This is a genomic window from Rhizomicrobium sp. (assembly GCA_037200045.1).
GTDB lineage: Bacteria > Pseudomonadota > Alphaproteobacteria > Micropepsales > Micropepsaceae > Rhizomicrobium.
Map to the genome: position 1 here is coordinate 924,204 of JBBCHM010000001.1, position 15,764 is coordinate 939,967.

Genomic DNA, 15,764 nt, shown 5'->3' on the forward strand with positions numbered 1-15,764 from the left:
GGACTTCGCGCGTGAGCACCAAGGTTCCACAAAGTTCCGTCATCGCGGGCGGGCAAACGCTAACGAGACGTTAGCCTCGAGAACCTAGGGTGGTACCTCGACGCGAGGTCCAACCGTATGTCCCTACATCCCGATGAAGAGCGCCGTCTTGCGGCGCTCGACGAATATGGCATCAACGAAGCGCTGGCCGAGCCGGGGTTCGAACGCCTCGTGCAGCTCGCGGCGAACGTCTTCGAAGTGCCGATCGCGCTCGTCTCCCTCGTGGAGGCGGAGCGGCAGTTCTTCGCGGCGCGGATCGGTCTGGACGTCTGCGAGACCTCGCGCGACGTCTCGTTTTGCGCCCACGCCATTCGCGGCGACGACATCATGGTCGTGCCGGACGCGACCCAGGACGACCGCTTCCGCGAGAACCCGCTGGTCACCGGCGCGCCGCATATCCGTTTCTACGCCGGCGCGCCGTTGCGGACGCCCTCGGGCGAAAAGATCGGCACGCTCTGCATCATCGACACCAAGCCGCACGCGGCCTTCAGCGACGCGGAGCACCGCAATCTGGGCGACCTCGCGGCGCTCGTGCTGGACAAGCTCGAAATGCGCCGGCTGGAGCTGGCGCGGCGCGAGAGCCAGAACCGCTTCGAGAACATCGCCGCCACCTCGCCCGACGCCATCATCTGCGCCGATTACGAGGGCCGCGTGACCTTCTGGAACGCGGCGGCGGAACGGCTTCTCGGCTATTCCGCCGCCGAGATCGGCGGACAGACGATCGATCGGATCGCGCCGGAGCGGATCCTGGAACGGCTGCGCTATCTGGCGGCGAGCGGCGAGTCGCTCATGGAAGGGCGCACCGCCGAGCTCGAGATGCATCGCAAGGACGGCACGACGGTCCCCGTCGAGCTCTCCGTGTCGACCTGGCGCGAGGCGGGGCGCGCGAGCTTCGCAGCGATCCTGCGCGACGTCACCGAGCGCCACGAGAACGAGATGCGGCTGTTCCGCCTGGCGCATCTGGATACGCTGACGCAATTGCCGAACCGCATGCTGTTCCAGAGCCGCATCGAGCAGGTGCTGCAGACCGAGGAATCGGCCTGCGTCATGCTCGTCGATCTCGACGGCTTCAAGGACGTCAATGACAGCCTGGGCCATTCGGCCGGCGACGCGGTGCTGATCGACGTCGCCCAGCGGCTGTTGTCGAGCGTGCGTCCCAACGACACCGTCGCCCGCATGGGCGGCGACGAATTCGCCATCCTCATTCCCGGCATGGGCGATCCCTTCCGCGCCTCCGAGATCGCCGACGCGGCGATCGAAAGCGTTTCGCAGCTCGTGACGATCGAGGGCCAGCCGATCCATATCGGCGCGAGCGTCGGCATCGCGATCTTCCCCGCGCACGGCTCGCGCGGCGACGAACTTCTGTCCAACGCCGATCTGGCGCTCTACCAGGCCAAGGCCGAGGGCCGCCATTGCCGGCGCTTCTTCACGCCGGCGCTGCGCCGCGCGGCGTCCCTGCGCCACGCCTATCAGGGTGAGCTCCGCCGCGCCTATCAGGAGGGCGAGTTCGAGCTGTTCTACCAGCCGCAGGTCCGCCTTTCCGACCGGACGCTGGTCGGCGCCGAGTCGCTGCTGCGCTGGCGCCATCCGGTGAAGGGGATCATCGCGCCGGGCGCCTTTCTTCCGGCGCTGGAAACGAGCCCGCTGGCCGCGCAGATCGGCGATTGGGCCATCCGCACGGCGTGCAAGCAGGCCGCCGAGTGGCGCGCCAACGGCGCCGCGTCGTTCCGCGTCGGCGTCAACCTTTTCGGGGGGCAGTTCCGCGCCAACGACCTGGCCCGCAAGGTGCGCGCCGCCCTGGCCGATGCCGAGCTGCCGCCGTCCGCGCTGGAACTGGAGATCACCGAGAACATCATCCTGCGCCATGACGACGAGATGATCGGGCCCTTGCGCGAACTCCGCGCCGACGGCGTTGGCATCGCCTTCGACGACTACGGCACCGGATACGCCTCGCTCAGCATGCTCAAGCGCTATCCTCTGAACCGGCTCAAGGTCGATCAGAGTTTCGTGCGGGGAATGTGCGAATCGCCGACCGATGCCGCCATCGTGCGCGCCATTCTCTATCTCGGGCGCAGTTTCGGATGCGAGGTGATCGCCGAAGGCGTCGAGACCGAGGAACAGCTCGCGCGGCTGCGCAAGAAAGGTTGCGAGGAAGGGCAGGGCTATTTGTTCGGCCGCCCGATGACGGCGAAGGAATTCGGCACGCGCTTTGGCTTTCGCGGCGCGACGCTGGCCAGGCCCCGCCGCAACGCCGGATAGCCGCCGCTTCGTCAGGTCGCGCCCTGTTGCGCGTCCTGATCGGGTTCGCCACCCAGCCACAAACCCAACGCGATCCGTACACGGATTTATTGCAGGCGCGCGTGACGGCTGGCTATCCGCCGTTCCGCATGGAACTCTGCAAGAATAGTGGAACTCGAATATTTGATAATTATTTTGAATACGGAACTTTCCGTGAGAAAAGGCATGCAAGCCGCTGATTTTTTCAATCTACATGCACCTATCCTTGCATCCATGAACGTCGACCCTCCCTTTTCAATGTCTTGTTAGTAGTTGTAACGATAATACAACTCTCGCGCAGGTTGCCGATGCGGGAGTTTGTTTTTCCGCGAATGGAATTGCCGGACGACCTGCCGCCACCGAAAAGGACGCCCAGCCGATGCATGTGAAGGAATTTTGGTTCTCCGGCCGCAAGGTTCTGCTCTGCGGACTTCGTATGGCGGCCGCGGCCGCGCTTCTGGCCGGCGGCACCGCGCAAAGCCAGGCGGCGACGTCGACGACGACCTTCAACGTGACGGCGACGGTCCTATCGGGCTGCCTCGTCACGGCGACCGATCTGATTTTCGGCAATTATTCGAGCGTCAGCGCGACGCCAACCGACACCACCAGCACCGTGACGGCGACCTGCACGGCGGGCGTCACCTACACGATCTCGCCGGACGTCGGCACCGGGACGGGCGCGACCGAAGCCGCGCGTTCGATGACCGGCATCGTCACCGGCGGCGCGCTCAACTATCTGATGTACACCAATCCCGGCCACACGACGCTGTGGGGCGACGGCACGCTGGCGACGGCCACGGTCGGCGGCACCACGCTGCTCGTGCCGCAGAGCTACACCGTCTACGGACGAATTCCGGCGCTCCAGCATCCCGGGGCCGGCCTCTATGCCGATCTCATCACCGTCACGTTGAGCTATTGAGTCTGCCGGCCATGCGCGCTCCGAAACTGGTTTGGGTCGGGGCGGCGCTGGCGGCGGGGGCGCTGGCGGCCGCGCCGGCGGCGGCCGGCTCGTTCGAAATCGCGCCGACCACGATCGATCTTCCGTCCGGGGGCGACAGGGCGGTCTTCTACATCACCAACCGCGGCACCGAGCCGGTCGCCGTCCAGATTCAGGGACTGGACTGGCGCCAGACGGGTGGGGGCGAACAGCTCGGCGCGAGCGACATGCTGACCGTAAGCCCGCCGGTGATGCGCCTTCTTCCCGAGCGGCGCCAGACCGTGCGCCTCCTGATCCGGCGGGGCGCCACGGCCGGGGAACAGAACTACCGTCTCCTCGTCAGCGAGCTTCCCGATCCGCAATCGCAGGCGTCGCAGCGCGTCCGGGTGCTGCTGCAATTGAGCGTTCCGGTGTTCGTGGCGGCCGCCGCGCCGGCCCCGCCCCATCTGGCCTGGAGCGCGACACGCCGTCCGGGCGGCGTCGCGCTCACGGCGCGCAATGGCGGCGCGCGCCACGCAAAGCTCGTGGACATGTTCCTCGTCACCTCCGCCGGCGCGAAAGTCGCGGTCGCGCCGAACGTGATTTCCTACGTCCTCGCCGGCGCCTCGCGGCGCTGGGTGGTGGCGTTGCCGGTCCCCAGGCCCGGCGAAACCTTGCGCATCGAAGGCCGCGACGACAGCGACAATGCGGCGGTCCGCGCGCCGGTCGCCATCGCTCCGTGAACCTCGCGCTTGCCGGCCTTGCGGTCCTGGCGACGGCGTTCGGTTTGTCGTGCGGCGCGGCGGCGGCGAAGAAGGACGCGGAGCGCTTGCTTCTGGAGATATGGGTCAACGGCCATGCCAGTCCCGTGCTCGCCAAGGTGATCGACAGGGACGGCGCGATTTTCGTCGATGCCGCCGATCTCGCCGCGTCCGGCATCAAGATCGCGCCGGCCGAGGTGGACGCGGACGGCCTCGTCGCCCTGGCGCCGCTCGGCGGCCTGCGCGCCGAACTCGTCGGCCAGGAACAGAAACTCCAGCTCACCGCGGACAAGGACCGTCTCGTGCCGCAGACCTTCGATCTGTCGCCGCCGGCGACGCCCAAGGCGGCGACCGCCGGCACGGGATTCATCGGCACCTACGACCTGGCCGCCACGGTCGACGATTTCGGCCATGTCGGGAACACGGCGAGCTTCGGCGCGGCGCTGGGCGGCACGCTCTTCACGCCGCTGGGAACGCTGACGTCGAGCGGTTTCACGCAAAGCCAGCCGGGCGGCACGCAGGTCACGCGGCTGGACACGACCGCCGAATTCGACGAGCCGGATTCGATGCGGCGCTGGTCGTTCGGCGACGCGATTTCCGGCGGCCTCGACTGGTCGCGCCCGGTGCGCTTCGCCGGCCTTCAGGTCGCGATCGATTTCGATCTGCGGCCCGATCTCGCCACCTTTCCGTTGCCCAGTTTCTTCGGTCAGACGGCGGTTCCCGCGACCGTGGACGTCTTCGTCAACGCGGCGCGGGTGTTCGAGACCGGAATCGCGCCGGGCCCCTTCGAAATCGACAATCTTCCCATCGTCACCGGCAGCGGCGAGGCGAGCATCACGGTCCACGACGTGCTGGGACGCGAGACGACGGCGGTGCTGCCGTTCTTCGCAACCGCCGCGTTGCTCCGCCCGGGGCTGTCGTCCTACGATCTCGACATCGGATTCCTCCGCCGCGATTACGGGATACGAAGCTTCGGCTACAGCGACGCGGCGCTGGCCGGAACCTACCGCGTCGGCGTCACCAGCGGGCTCACGCTCGAAGCGCATGGCGAGGCCACGATGGACGTGCAGCTCGCCGGCGGCGGCGCGGCGTTCTCGCTCGGACATTACGGCGCGATGCGGATCGCCGCGGCGGCGAGCAGTAGCGCCGGCGGCCGCCGCACTGGGATGCTCTATTCGGCCTCGCTCGACACGCAATCCTATCCCGTCGGGTTCTTCGGCTCGGTCAGCGCGACATCGGGCCATTACGAGGACATGGCGACCATCGGCGGCGCCGCGCCGCCCAGGCTGCAGCTTCAGCTTGGCGCCAATCTCGGCCTGGCCCGCGCCGGCTCGCTGGCGGTCTCGTGGATCGAGATCCGGCGCGACGGCCGCGACGCGACGCGGCTCGCCTCGGCATCCTATACGGTGTCGTTCGCCGACGGCTGGTATCTCGGCACGACGGGCTTCTACGACTGCGTCAACCGCACATGGACGGCCGAAGCGTTTCTCAGCATCGCGCTGGGCGACAGCCTGCTCGCGGACGCCACGGCGCATGTCGGAAGCCATGCCAACGAGGAAGAAGTCAGCCTCATCCAATCGGTCAACCCGGACGGCGGCTTCGGCTACCGCGTCTCCGCGGCGACCGGCGACAGCAACATCGCGCAAGCCGAAGCGACCTGGATCGAGCCGCATGGCAGTCTCGACGCCGCCATCGCCTCGACCGACGGCCGCGTCGCGGGGCGGCTCCTCGCCTCGGGCGCGGTTGTCGCGATGGACGGCGGGCTGTACGCCACGCAGGTGCCGAACGGCGCCGTCGCGCTGGTGCATGCGGGCGCGCCGGACGTCCGCGTCTTCCGCGAGAACCGCCAGGTCGCGACGGCCGATTCGGATGGCGACGCGCTCATCACGGGGCTGGTGCCCTATACCGAGAACCGGATTTCCATCGACCCGCGCGACTATGGGTTTTCGACCATCATCGACACGACCGACAAAATCGTCGTGCCGCGCCGCATGAGCGGGGTGATCGTCGACCTGGCGCCGACCTCGCGCGATCCCGCGATCGTCGTTCTCACCCTGGCGGACGGCGAGCCGCCGCCGCCCGGCTCGCGCGCCACGCTGGACGACGGCGGCGAACCGCTCGTCGTGGGACGCGGCGGCGAGGTCTTCATCGCCGATTTTCCCCACGCCGTGCGGGGCACGGTCGAATACGGCGCGCAAACCTGCCGTTTCGAAATATCGCCGCCCGCCGCGCCCTCGCGGGACGCGATCCCCCGGCTCGGGCCGGTCCTTTGCGCGACGGGGGGCGGGATATGATCCGCCGGCTACGTCTTCTCTCATATGCCTTTTGCTTGGTGCTTCTCGCCGCGACGGCGCCGCAGCGGGCGTCCGCCGGGGCCTGCGGCGTCGCGCTCAATCCGGTCCTGGTGTTGGCCAGCGGGGTGTCCTTCGGCCTGTATTCGCCAGGCGCCGCCACGGCCGCGACCTCCAGCGGCACTATCACCGTGACCTGCACGGTCGTGCTCGGCTCGACCTTGCCGAGCTTCTCGGTCGCGCTGTCGGCCGGCACGAACGGCACTTTCGCCCAAAGGAAGATGGCCTTCGGAACCGCGCGCCTGAATTACAATCTCTATACCAGCCCAGCCCTGACCACGATCTGGGGCGACGGCACGACCCCGACGATGACGCAGTCCTACGCCGCGAGCGGCGGGCTCGCCCTGACGACATTCACGGTCTATGGCAGCGTTCCGACTCATCAGTTCTCGGCGCTCGGCCTTTTTGGCGACGGCATCACGGTGACGGTGACCTATTGAGATCGGAGTTCCCGCGTCGGTCGAAGGGTCTCGAACAATTTTTTGCGAAATTTTGGAACTATTGAATAAAGAGATTGTTGTGACGAAGGGTGGCATTGGCGTTCTGCGTGTCGAATCGGCGAAAGCTTGATCCCGAGCCGATGAGAGGATGCGTATGGAATTGCCTTGGACCTATTTCGCGCTCGGCCTTTGCATCCGGTCCGAACAGCCGATTCCCGAACTGGCCGGCTGCCTTGACGGCGCGGGCTGTCCGGGGCCGGTCGTCGAAATCCGATGGGCGGCATTGGACGCCGTCCTGCCGGGCGCGCGCTACCGGGGTCCCATCATCCAGGTCGGCGACGAGGAGATCCAGCTTGCCGTCGGCGTCATCGCGCGCTTTCGCATGCGCGCCGGCCGCGAGATCGTCGTCGACGCGCTGGCCGGTGCGTCGGGGCGCGATGTCCGCGCCTATCTGCTCGGCGCGGCGCTCGGCATATTGTGCCATCAACGCGCCTTGTTGCCGTTGCACGCCAACGCCGTCGTGATGCAGGGCCGCGTGGTCGCCATCGCCGGACGCTCCGGCGCCGGCAAATCGACGCTCGCCGCGCATTACCACGACAAGGGCCACGAGATCCTGTCGGACGACGTCTGCGCCGTGAGCTTTCCGCAGGAGGGCGGCCCGCTCGCCTGGTCGGGCATCCCGCGGCTGCGGCTGTGGCGCGATTCGGCGGAAGCTTCGGGCCGCGACGTGGATCGGCTGGAACCGGTTGCCGACGGCCTGGAGAAATATCACTGGCCGGTCAAATTGCACGCGCCGCAGGAAGGCCTCCTGCTCGATCGAATCTACGTCCTGTCCGATTCCGGGAGCGGCCCGCGGCCCGCGATTTCGCGGCTCGCGGGGGCCGACGCCCTGGAGGCCATCATGGAACAGACCTTCCGCCGCGAATATCTCGGCCTGATGGACGGCGCGGAGCAGCGTTTCGCGCGCGGCGTCGCGCTGCTGGCCAGCGTGCCGGTGTTCCGCGTTCCCTGGCCGCACGATTTTCGTTTACTCGCCGGCGAGGCCGCGCGGCTCGAAGACCATATCCTCGACGACGCCATGACGGAGGGCGCGCGGTGAGACGGATCTGGTTCCGGCTTCGCGAAGTCGCGGCGGCGAGCGCGGGCAAAAGGCTGCTGCTCTGCGAGACGCTGGTCGCGCTGTCGGCGGCGAGCCTGGCGATCCGGCTCCTGCCCTTCCGGACGGTCATGTCCATGGCGGAGCGCGCCGCATCCGGTCCCGCGCCTGCGTCCACGCCGCGGCAAGCGGCCTGCGCGCGCGTGCGCTGGTCGGTGGCTACCTGCGCCCGCCACCTTCCCTGGCGTCCGCTGTGTTTTCCGCAAGGGCTGGCGGCGCAGTGGATGCTGCACCGCCGCCGCGTCCCGTCGGTTCTTTTCTATGGCGCCGCGCCCGACGCCGCGAAAGGCCTCGCGGCGCATGTGTGGGTGTGCGATCGCGATGTGCCGGTCGTCGGGGGAAGGGCCGCGGAAGGCATGGCCGTCCTGGCGAGATTTCCGGCCGGCCGATCGGGCCGCGCGGCATTCTCTTGACGCTACCGGCGCCGTAGGACGCTTGCTTGGAGATTATTATCGGATGTGTGATATAAATGAAGTGATAACGAGAATGTATATTGTATTTAGTTTCATGATCTTAAGTAAATATGTTCCATTTATTTCAATATGATGGGAACTTTACTGTGCCATTGACCGCATAATATTACGACTATACTTTCCGCAAATACAACCTAGAGGACACACAATGGCCAGAAGCGACGAGCAACGAGAACGGGCGGACCAAAGCGGTGCCGCTTCGGCGGGCGTCTATGAAAAGCCGGCCTTCCATCGGATCGGCGCCGACGAGGCGGAAACGGGAATCCAATTCGGTCCCGAAATTCTGATCTTGCTAAGTTGAGCGCGCCAGCGCCGGTCGCGGGTATCCATTGACCCGCGCCTCTCCGGGGATGGGAAACGACGCGCCGCTGACGCCGGCGTCTTTCGTGGTGCGCAGCAACAACCTGGTGCAAGCGGAGGTCAACGGCGAGATCGTCGCCCTGCACATCGAAAAAGGGGTTTGCTACGGGCTGAACAAGGTGGGCTCGCGCGTGTGGGAGCTGGCGGCCCTGCCGGTACATGTCTGCGACATCTGCTCGACCCTTTCGAAGGAATACGACGTCGCGCCGGACACCTGCGAGAGCGACGTCATCGCTTTGCTCGAAGGCTTGCGCGCGGAAGGCCTGATCGACGCGCTTCCCGCGAATGAACCGTCCGGCCCCTAGAGATGACCGCCATCGCCGGCGTGTGGCGTCTCGGCGGCCGGTCGGATGCGGCGCCCGCCTGCGCCCGCATGCTGGCGGCGCAGAAGATCTACGGACCCGACAGGGCGGATCAATGGGACGACGGCTTCATCGCCGTCGGCCGGGCGCTGTTTCGCCTGCTGCCCGAAGACGTTCACGACACGCAGCCGCTGGTCGGTTCTGCCGGCAATCTCGTCCTGGTGGCCGACATCCGGCTGGATAACCGCGACGACCTCATCGCCGCGCTCGGTCTGTCCCAGCCATCCGCGCGCAGGCTCTGCGACGCGGCGATCCTGCTGGCGGCCTTCGAGCGCTGGGATGCGGGCTGCCTCGACCGCATCGTTGGCGACTTCGCCTTCGCGGTCTGGGATCTGCGGCGCCGCCGCCTGGTGCTCGCGCGCGATCCGTTGGGCCAGCGGCCGCTGCACTATCATCGCGCCGCCGGCCTGTTCGCCTTTGCGACCATGCCCAAGGGGCTGCACGCGCTGGCCGAGATCCCGCGCGCGCCGGACGAGGACCGTGTCGCGGAATTCGTCGTCCTGCTGCCGGAATCCGGCTCGCCGTCCTATTTCGCCGGAATCGAACGCGTCGAGCCCGGCCACGTCGTGACGGTCGACGCCAAGGGCCTTGCGAGCCGCCGCTATTGGGAACCGTCGCGGCCGATCGCGTCCTTCAAGACGGCAGGCGATTATGAGGAGGGGCTGCGCCATTACGTCGATCTGGCGATGCGGTCGCGCCTGCGCGGCGTGTCCGGCACGGTCGCCACCCATCTGAGCGCGGGGCTCGACAGCTCCATCGTCACCGCGACGGCCGCCCGGCAGATGGCGCTGTCGGGTGGGCGCGTCGTGGCCTTCACCGCGGTCCCGCGGAACGGCCACGTGGCCGCGCCAAGCGAGAGTCGCATCGGCGACGAGGGCCCGCTCGCGGCGTCGACGGCGGCGCTCCATCCGAACATCGACCATGTCGCGATCAGCGGCGACCCGGCCGCGCTGCTCGCGGAACTCGACCGCTATTTCTTCCTGTTCGAACAGCCGGTCCGCGATCTGCCCAATGGCGCCTGGATCTGCGCCATCAACGACGCGATCCGCCGGCGCAAGATCGCGATATTGCTGCCGGCCTATATGGGAAACCTGACGCTCAGCTACAACGGCTTCGAGCGCCTGGCGCAGGAGGTCGGGCGCGGACGCTGGCTTAGCTGGTATCGCGAATGCGCCGCGGTAATCCGCAGCGGCCATATGAGTCGGCTGGGCGCGCTCGCCGCCAGCTTCGGCCCGCAATTGCCGGCGCCCCTGTGGCTCTGGCTGAAGCGGGTCATCGCGCACCGCGATCTCGATGTGCGGTCCTATACCGGCATCCATCCCGAGCGGCTCGTGGAGCTCGACCTGGCGGGCCGGGCGCGGTCGCGCGATCTCGACTTCGCCTATCGGCCGCGCAAGGACGGCTTTGCGACGCGGCTTTGGGCGCTGCGTCGCGTCGACATGGGAAACGTCAACAAGGGCACGCTGGCCGGCTGGGGCATCGACCAGCGCGATCCGACGACCGACCGGCGGCTGGTGGAGTTCTGCCTGGGCGTGCCGGCGGAGCAGTTCCTTTCGAACGGCGTCACGCGCGCGCTCGCGCGCCGGGCCTTTGCGGATCGCGTTCCCGACGCCGTCCTGAACGAGCGGCGCCGCGGCCGCCAGGGCGCCGACTGGCATGAAGGCGTCAACGCGGCGCGAGTCCCGATCGCGGCAGAAATCGCGCGGCTCGGCGATTGCGCCGCCGCGGTCCGGACGCTCGATCTGGCGCGCCTGCACGGATTGGCCGCCGACTGGCCGCGCGACGGATGGGAGCGGGATTCCACCGAACTGTCCTATCGCATCGTGCTGTTGCGTGCCTTGGCCGTCGGACATTTCCTGCGCAAGGCCGGCGGCGGCAATATGTGATCGCGCGGCCGTCACGAAAGCGGCTTGCGGCACCAGAAATCGTACATTTGCGAAAACAGGAACGGATCGTCCCGTTCCAGCCGGCCCCAGGCGGCGATATCGCGATACAGCGTGCCGATCGGCGTGCCGGCGCGGAACCGGGCGGCGCGCCGGCGCGGCGGCAGGGCGTATCCCAGAAAGACAAGTCCCAGCCTCTCGATCGCCCTCGCAATGCGCGGCACGTCGAAGGCGTCTTCATGCCGGTGCAGCAGCAGGTCGAACACGCTGGCCAACGTGTAGAAGTCGGGCGATCCCGCCACCAAAGCCGGTGCCTTCTCGATCAGGCGCCGCCGCACCGCGCGCAACAGATCGGCGTCGACGGGCTGCGCCGCCAGATCGGTGATCAGGGTCCGCGCCGCCCGTATCCGCAGCCGCGCCACCGCGCTGTAGACCATCACGCGCATGACGCCGCCGGGCTTGAGCGCGCGCAGGAGCGCCTCCCATCCGGCCTCCGGATCGGGCAGGTGATGGAGCACGCCGCTGCAGATGATGGCGTCAAACCGGGTTTGCAGCGACGCGACGTCGTGAAGATCGAGCGCGAGAAACGTGATATTGCGCAATCCCGCCGCCGCGCAGCGCTCCGCTCCGTAGCGCAGGCTGGCCTCGCTTATGTCGATCGCCGTTATGTCGGCGTCCGGACATTGGCGCGCCCAGATCGCCGCCTCGCGCCCGGTGCCGCAGCCGGCGACCAGGATCTCCGCTCGCAGGGGCGCGCCGCCCGGGCCGCCGGGGTCGAGTTTCTCGAGCAAGCGCGGCAGGATTGTGGTCTTGGAGACCATGATGCGAGACCACGCCGGATACGGCCAGGATTCGTATTGACCCGCGACAGCGCGGGTTGTCGGGTCGGCATGGGCCGGCCGCGCGACGGCGAAAGGCGGCGGCGGCGGCCGGTAGGCGCGCGCGATGTCCGCGTCGCCTTGCGTGCCGAGGCGTTCTTCCTCTTCGGCATCGAAAAGCCAGGCGCCGTCGTTTCGAACGGTCTGCGCCGCCAGCGCCGCGACCGAACGCGGAAACGCGGGCCAGCAATCCGTCAACAGCAGCCAGCGGCGAAGCGCCGTCAGGGAAATTTCGACATCCAGATTCGTGACATGCGTCTCGCGCAGCAACTGCTGGGCCAACAGGTTGGTCTCCAGCCACCGCGCCACATCGGCCGGCGCCGCCGACGCCCGCAGGAGAGGCGTTTCGCGCGAAAGCAGAATCCAACCGGCCGGGCCGATGAACCACGGATCGACCTCCGCGTCGCCCAAGAGGGCATGCAAGGACGACGCCCTGTCCGGCGCGATCAGATCCGGGCTGTCCAGAAGCAGGCGCGCGACGAGCGCCTTCGCCTGCCGATCGTCCGGCGCGGCGTCCAGGAGGGTCCATGCCGCCGCGAGCGCTTCGCCGGCTTGCCCAGCCGCCTCGTGCGCCAGCGCGACGGTCATCGACCGTTCTGCCTCGCGTGGCCGGAAACTCGCGTCGCCGCTTTCCGATATCATGTCAGGCCGCCGCTTCCGCCACGGGATGCAGCGCTTCGCGCCGCACGGGCGCGTGGGACCGCGTCACGACGGCCAGCAGCAGCCCCTCATGCTCCACCACGAAATGCCGTTCGAGAAGAAACCGCACATCGTTGGCCATCGCGCCGTCCAGTCCCTCGGACGGCCGGGGCCGCTCGAAATATTTCAGCACCTCGAACATCCGGCGGGGCAGGACGGTGAGGCCCGCGACGGCGACGCGCCTTGTGTCGGCGATCGCGAGGTCGCCGCCGCCATTGTCCACGACGCGCAACGCCGGCAGGCGATCCATCCGCGACCATTGATGCTTCCACACCCCGATCGCCAGTTGCAGCCTGGCGAGCGTGTCCTTGTCCTCCAGCAGCGGCGTCGAATAGCTGCCGGTGAAATGATAGGCGATGTCGGCCAGCGGCGCGTCGGCGGGATAAAGCCCCTCATAGCCCCGGACCGGCGCGATGCTTTCGATGCCGAACTGCTCCGGCGTGTTGTGATAGGGGCTGAAGCGATCGACGATGATCCGGTTCAGGCCGGACGGCGGCTGGAGATGCTCGATCTTCGGCATCAGCCGCAGCACCGATTCATAGTCTTCGAGGCTTTCGCCCGGCAGCCCGTACAGATAGTTCCACGCCACCCGTGTCCCCATCGACTTGCAGGAGCGCAGCAGGGAAAGGTTCTGCAGCCCCGACACGCCCTTGCGCATCAGCTTCAGGACATTCGAGGACAGCGATTCGATGCCGGGCTGGATCGCGTCGATGCCGGCCTTCGCCATGGCCTGGATCTGCTCGTCGCGCAGATTGGCCTTCACCTCGTAGAACAGCCTCGGGCGTTCCGGCCAGGCCGCGAGCGCCGGCAGCAGCGTCTTGAAATAGCCGAGCGGCATGATGTTGTCCGCCAGGAAGAACCGCTTGGCGTCCCAGGCCGACGTCAGCGTCCGGATCTCGTCCAGCACGCGGCCGGCGGGCTTCTGGCGGAATTCCATGCCCTCGCCGTTCAGGCCGCAGAACGTGCAGTGATGCTTCTCGCCCCACCAGCAGCCGCGCGAGCTCTCCATGGTGAGAAACTCCGGAAGCTCCGGCGGCAAGAGCCCATCGCGCTGGAATTGGCGCAGCGCCGAAAAATAGTCGGAAAAGTCCGGCGCGAAGACGCGGGTGAAATCGTCGATCGGCGCGCATTTGACGAGCCTCTCTTGCGGCCTGACGTTGTCGCGCACCAGGCGCTCGCAGAAATCCGGAAATTCGAAATCGGCTTCGCCGACGAAGAGATGATCGATCCAGGGGAAGACGCCCGCCAGGCCCGTGCCCATCGGGCCGGCGACATTGGCTCCGCCCATGACGACGACGATATGCGGCGCCGCCTGCTTGACCAGGAGCGCCAGCCCCGCCGCCGCGAGATTCTGCTGGAAGGTGGAAGAGATGCCGAGAATGCGCGGATTGAGCGCGACGATGCGGCGCGCCAGCGCCTCCTGATAGGGACCGATGGCGGGCGCCAGCCGGTCGCGCAGGTCCCGAAGCTCTTTAGGAAGCCGGGCCGGCCGCGCCAGCGGGCGCTCCGGCGTCTCGGGATAGGCATGTGGCAGAAAGAGATGTTCGCCCAGAAGCAGGCTCATCGGCGAATCGCACACCGCCTTGTAGGCCTCGTAGCCGATCCGCGAGGCCAGCAGCATGCTGCCATACAGAAGCTCGGTCCGAAGGCCGCGCGCGCGGCATGCCGCGGCAAGCACCGAGGGGCCGAGCGCCGGAAAATTGATCGCGTCGAAGGGCGGGACAACGAGGCAGACGTCCGGCCGGTCTTCGTCTTCAAGGGGCATGGAGCCTCCAAACCGGCGGATGCCCGGCGGGACCGGTTTGTATTTATCCGGACAACAGATCACTGATGCACGCCCCAGTTTTTCTATATTGCAGCAAAATACATAAATACTCCAATGGCCGTCGAAAGTGATCGCGGCCGTCAAAGTTCCCTTTGTCCGGCCGCCGACATAGCCGAGGTCGTGCTATGCATAGTGCCCGCGATAAGGCTTTATGGCGGCGCGGCCTTGATTTGCGCGCTGCGAGACGATTTCCAGGGACGATGATCTCTTAGGGGTGGGTTCATGAACGCCGATCTGCTGACCATTACCGCCGCGGTGGCGCGCCGGCCCGGCGAGCCCTTCAGCATCGAGCAATTGAAGCTCGAGCCGCCCCGGCCGGACGAGGTCCTGGTCCGGATCGTCGCCGCCGGCATGTGCCACACCGATCTGAAGACCAAGGACGGCCCGCACATGCCGCATCCGATGGTGCTGGGGCACGAGGGCGCCGGCGTGGTGGAGCGGGTCGGCTCCGCGGTGCACAAGCTCCAGCCAGGCGATCCGGTGGTCCTCACCTTCATGTCTTGCGGCCGTTGTTCCCGCTGCCTGCGCGGCGAGCCCGCCTATTGCGAGTTGATCATGCCGCTCTGCTTCGGCGGCGCGCGCGAAGACGGCTCGACCGCGACGCATGGCGCGGACGGCCCCATCCACGACCATTTCTTTGGCCAGTCGTCCTTCGCGACCTATGCCCTGGCGAGCGAGCGCAACGCGATCAAGGTTCCCAAGGACGCGCCGCTGGAATTGCTGGGGCCGTTCGGCTGCGGCCTGCCGACGGGTGCCGGCGCGGTGATCAACGCGCTCAAGGTCGGGGTCGGCCAAAGCCTGGCGGTGTTCGGCGCCGGCGCGGTCGGCATGGCCGCGATCATGGCCGCCCGGATCGTCGGCGCGACGACGATCGTCGCGGTCGATCTGTTCGACAGCCGGCTGGACCTGGCGCGCGAGCTCGGCGCGACGGATGTCGTGAGCGGCCGCGCGCCTGATCAGGTCGCGCAGATCATGGCCGCGACATCGGGGAAGGGCGTGGATTTCGCGCTGGACGCCACGGGCACGGACAAGGTCATGGCCACGGCGATGCAGGTCCTGGCTCATCGCGGCACCTGCGGCTTCGTCGGCGGCGCGGCGCCGGGCGCGACCACGGCGGTCGATCTCGGCTGGCTGATGACCGGCGGCCGCACGCTGCGCGGCATCCTCGAAGGCGACGCGGTGCCGGACCAATTCATCCCCGCGCTCATCGAGCTGCACCGCCAGGGCCGCTTTCCCTTCGAGAAGCTGGTGAAGGTCTACGAGCTGAACGACATCAACCGGGCCGCGCATGACAGCGAGAGCGGCAAGGTCATCAAGCCGGTGATCCGCATGCCGGCCTGACGC

Annotated in this window: 14 protein-coding genes; 12 read left to right on the plus strand and 2 right to left on the minus strand. The window is 67.6% G+C overall.

Features of this window, described 5'->3' with window-relative positions; translation table 11 throughout:
• The first annotated feature begins 117 nt into the window (after nt 1-117).
• The 11 genes from WDM86_03985 to WDM86_04035 all read left to right on the plus strand — a co-directional run bounded on the left by WDM86_03985 (nt 118) and on the right by WDM86_04035 (nt 11,021).
• Nucleotides 118-2,298, plus strand: a complete 2,181-nt coding sequence (locus WDM86_03985) for an EAL domain-containing protein (GenBank protein ID MEI9989177.1) — start codon at nt 118-120, stop codon at nt 2,296-2,298.
• A gap of 26 nt (nt 2,299-2,324) precedes the next feature.
• Nucleotides 2,325-2,516, plus strand: coding sequence for a hypothetical protein (locus tag WDM86_03990; protein MEI9989178.1), 192 nt, complete (start codon nt 2,325-2,327; stop codon nt 2,514-2,516).
• A 236-nt stretch (nt 2,517-2,752) separates the two neighbouring features.
• Nucleotides 2,753-3,235: a spore coat U domain-containing protein gene (locus tag WDM86_03995; protein MEI9989179.1), complete on the plus strand. Its 483-nt coding sequence runs from the start codon at nt 2,753-2,755 to the stop codon at nt 3,233-3,235.
• 11 nt (nt 3,236-3,246) lie between these two features.
• Nucleotides 3,247-3,975: a fimbria/pilus periplasmic chaperone gene (locus WDM86_04000; protein ID MEI9989180.1), complete on the plus strand. Its 729-nt coding sequence runs from the start codon at nt 3,247-3,249 to the stop codon at nt 3,973-3,975.
• The gene (locus WDM86_04005; GenBank protein ID MEI9989181.1) at nt 3,972-6,287 is read left to right on the plus strand and encodes a fimbria/pilus outer membrane usher protein; all 2,316 of its coding nucleotides are present in this window, start codon (nt 3,972-3,974) and stop codon (nt 6,285-6,287) included. Before WDM86_04000 ends, WDM86_04005 begins: the two co-directional genes overlap by 4 nt.
• A gap of 38 nt (nt 6,288-6,325) precedes the next feature.
• Nucleotides 6,326-6,784, plus strand: a complete 459-nt coding sequence (locus WDM86_04010; GenBank protein ID MEI9989182.1) for a spore coat protein U domain-containing protein — start codon at nt 6,326-6,328, stop codon at nt 6,782-6,784.
• Nucleotides 6,785-6,938: 154 nt separating this feature from the next.
• Entirely contained in the window at nt 6,939-7,883 is a 945-nt protein-coding gene (locus WDM86_04015) for a hypothetical protein (GenBank protein MEI9989183.1), read from the plus strand.
• On the plus strand, nt 7,880-8,353 hold the full coding sequence (locus WDM86_04020) for a lasso peptide biosynthesis B2 protein (GenBank protein ID MEI9989184.1): 474 nt from the start codon (nt 7,880-7,882) through the stop codon (nt 8,351-8,353). The genes WDM86_04015 and WDM86_04020 overlap by 4 nt, the downstream gene beginning before the upstream one ends.
• A gap of 208 nt (nt 8,354-8,561) precedes the next feature.
• Complete coding sequence (locus tag WDM86_04025) at nt 8,562-8,714, plus strand: hypothetical protein (protein ID MEI9989185.1); 153 nt, start codon at nt 8,562-8,564, stop codon at nt 8,712-8,714.
• Between the two features lie 28 nt (nt 8,715-8,742).
• Nucleotides 8,743-9,078 carry a PqqD family peptide modification chaperone gene (locus WDM86_04030; protein MEI9989186.1) on the plus strand — a complete coding sequence of 112 codons (336 nt, stop codon included), beginning with the start codon at nt 8,743-8,745 and terminating at the stop codon, nt 9,076-9,078.
• Nucleotides 9,079-9,080: 2 nt separating this feature from the next.
• Nucleotides 9,081-11,021 carry an asparagine synthase-related protein gene (locus tag WDM86_04035; protein MEI9989187.1) on the plus strand — a complete coding sequence of 647 codons (1,941 nt, stop codon included), beginning with the start codon at nt 9,081-9,083 and terminating at the stop codon, nt 11,019-11,021.
• 11 nt (nt 11,022-11,032) lie between these two features.
• On the opposite strand, the gene WDM86_04040 is transcribed toward WDM86_04035, so the two are convergent.
• Together WDM86_04040 and WDM86_04045 are read right to left on the minus strand one after the other, a co-directional pair.
• Entirely contained in the window at nt 11,033-12,484 is a 1,452-nt protein-coding gene (locus tag WDM86_04040; GenBank protein ID MEI9989188.1) for a class I SAM-dependent methyltransferase, read from the minus strand.
• 55 nt (nt 12,485-12,539) lie between these two features.
• Nucleotides 12,540-14,360, minus strand: coding sequence for a RiPP maturation radical SAM C-methyltransferase (locus WDM86_04045; GenBank protein ID MEI9989189.1), 1,821 nt, complete (start codon nt 14,358-14,360; stop codon nt 12,540-12,542).
• Between the two features lie 282 nt (nt 14,361-14,642).
• Here WDM86_04045 and WDM86_04050 point away from each other — a divergent pair, with 282 nt between their 5' ends.
• Nucleotides 14,643-15,761: an NAD(P)-dependent alcohol dehydrogenase gene (locus tag WDM86_04050; GenBank protein MEI9989190.1), complete on the plus strand. Its 1,119-nt coding sequence runs from the start codon at nt 14,643-14,645 to the stop codon at nt 15,759-15,761.
• Nucleotides 15,762-15,764: the final 3 nt, after the last annotated feature.

Bases quoted from the DNA above. Each gene is read 5' to 3' on its own strand.
- WDM86_03985 (MEI9989177.1), top strand. From the start codon at position 118: ATGTCCCTACATCCCGATGAAGAGCGCCGTCTTGCGGCGCTCGACGAA.
- WDM86_03995 (MEI9989179.1), top strand. From the start codon at position 2,753: ATGGCGGCCGCGGCCGCGCTTCTGGCCGGCGGCACCGCGCAAAGCCAG.
- WDM86_04000 (MEI9989180.1), top strand. From the start codon at position 3,247: ATGCGCGCTCCGAAACTGGTTTGGGTCGGGGCGGCGCTGGCGGCGGGG.
- WDM86_04015 (MEI9989183.1), top strand. From the start codon at position 6,939: ATGGAATTGCCTTGGACCTATTTCGCGCTCGGCCTTTGCATCCGGTCC.
- WDM86_04025 (MEI9989185.1), top strand. From the start codon at position 8,562: ATGGCCAGAAGCGACGAGCAACGAGAACGGGCGGACCAAAGCGGTGCC.
- WDM86_04035 (MEI9989187.1), top strand. From the start codon at position 9,081: ATGACCGCCATCGCCGGCGTGTGGCGTCTCGGCGGCCGGTCGGATGCG.
- WDM86_04040 (MEI9989188.1), bottom strand. From the start codon at position 12,484: ATGACCGTCGCGCTGGCGCACGAGGCGGCTGGGCAAGCCGGCGAAGCG.
- WDM86_04045 (MEI9989189.1), bottom strand. From the start codon at position 14,360: ATGCCCCTTGAAGACGAAGACCGGCCGGACGTCTGCCTCGTTGTCCCG.
- WDM86_04050 (MEI9989190.1), top strand. From the start codon at position 14,643: ATGAACGCCGATCTGCTGACCATTACCGCCGCGGTGGCGCGCCGGCCC.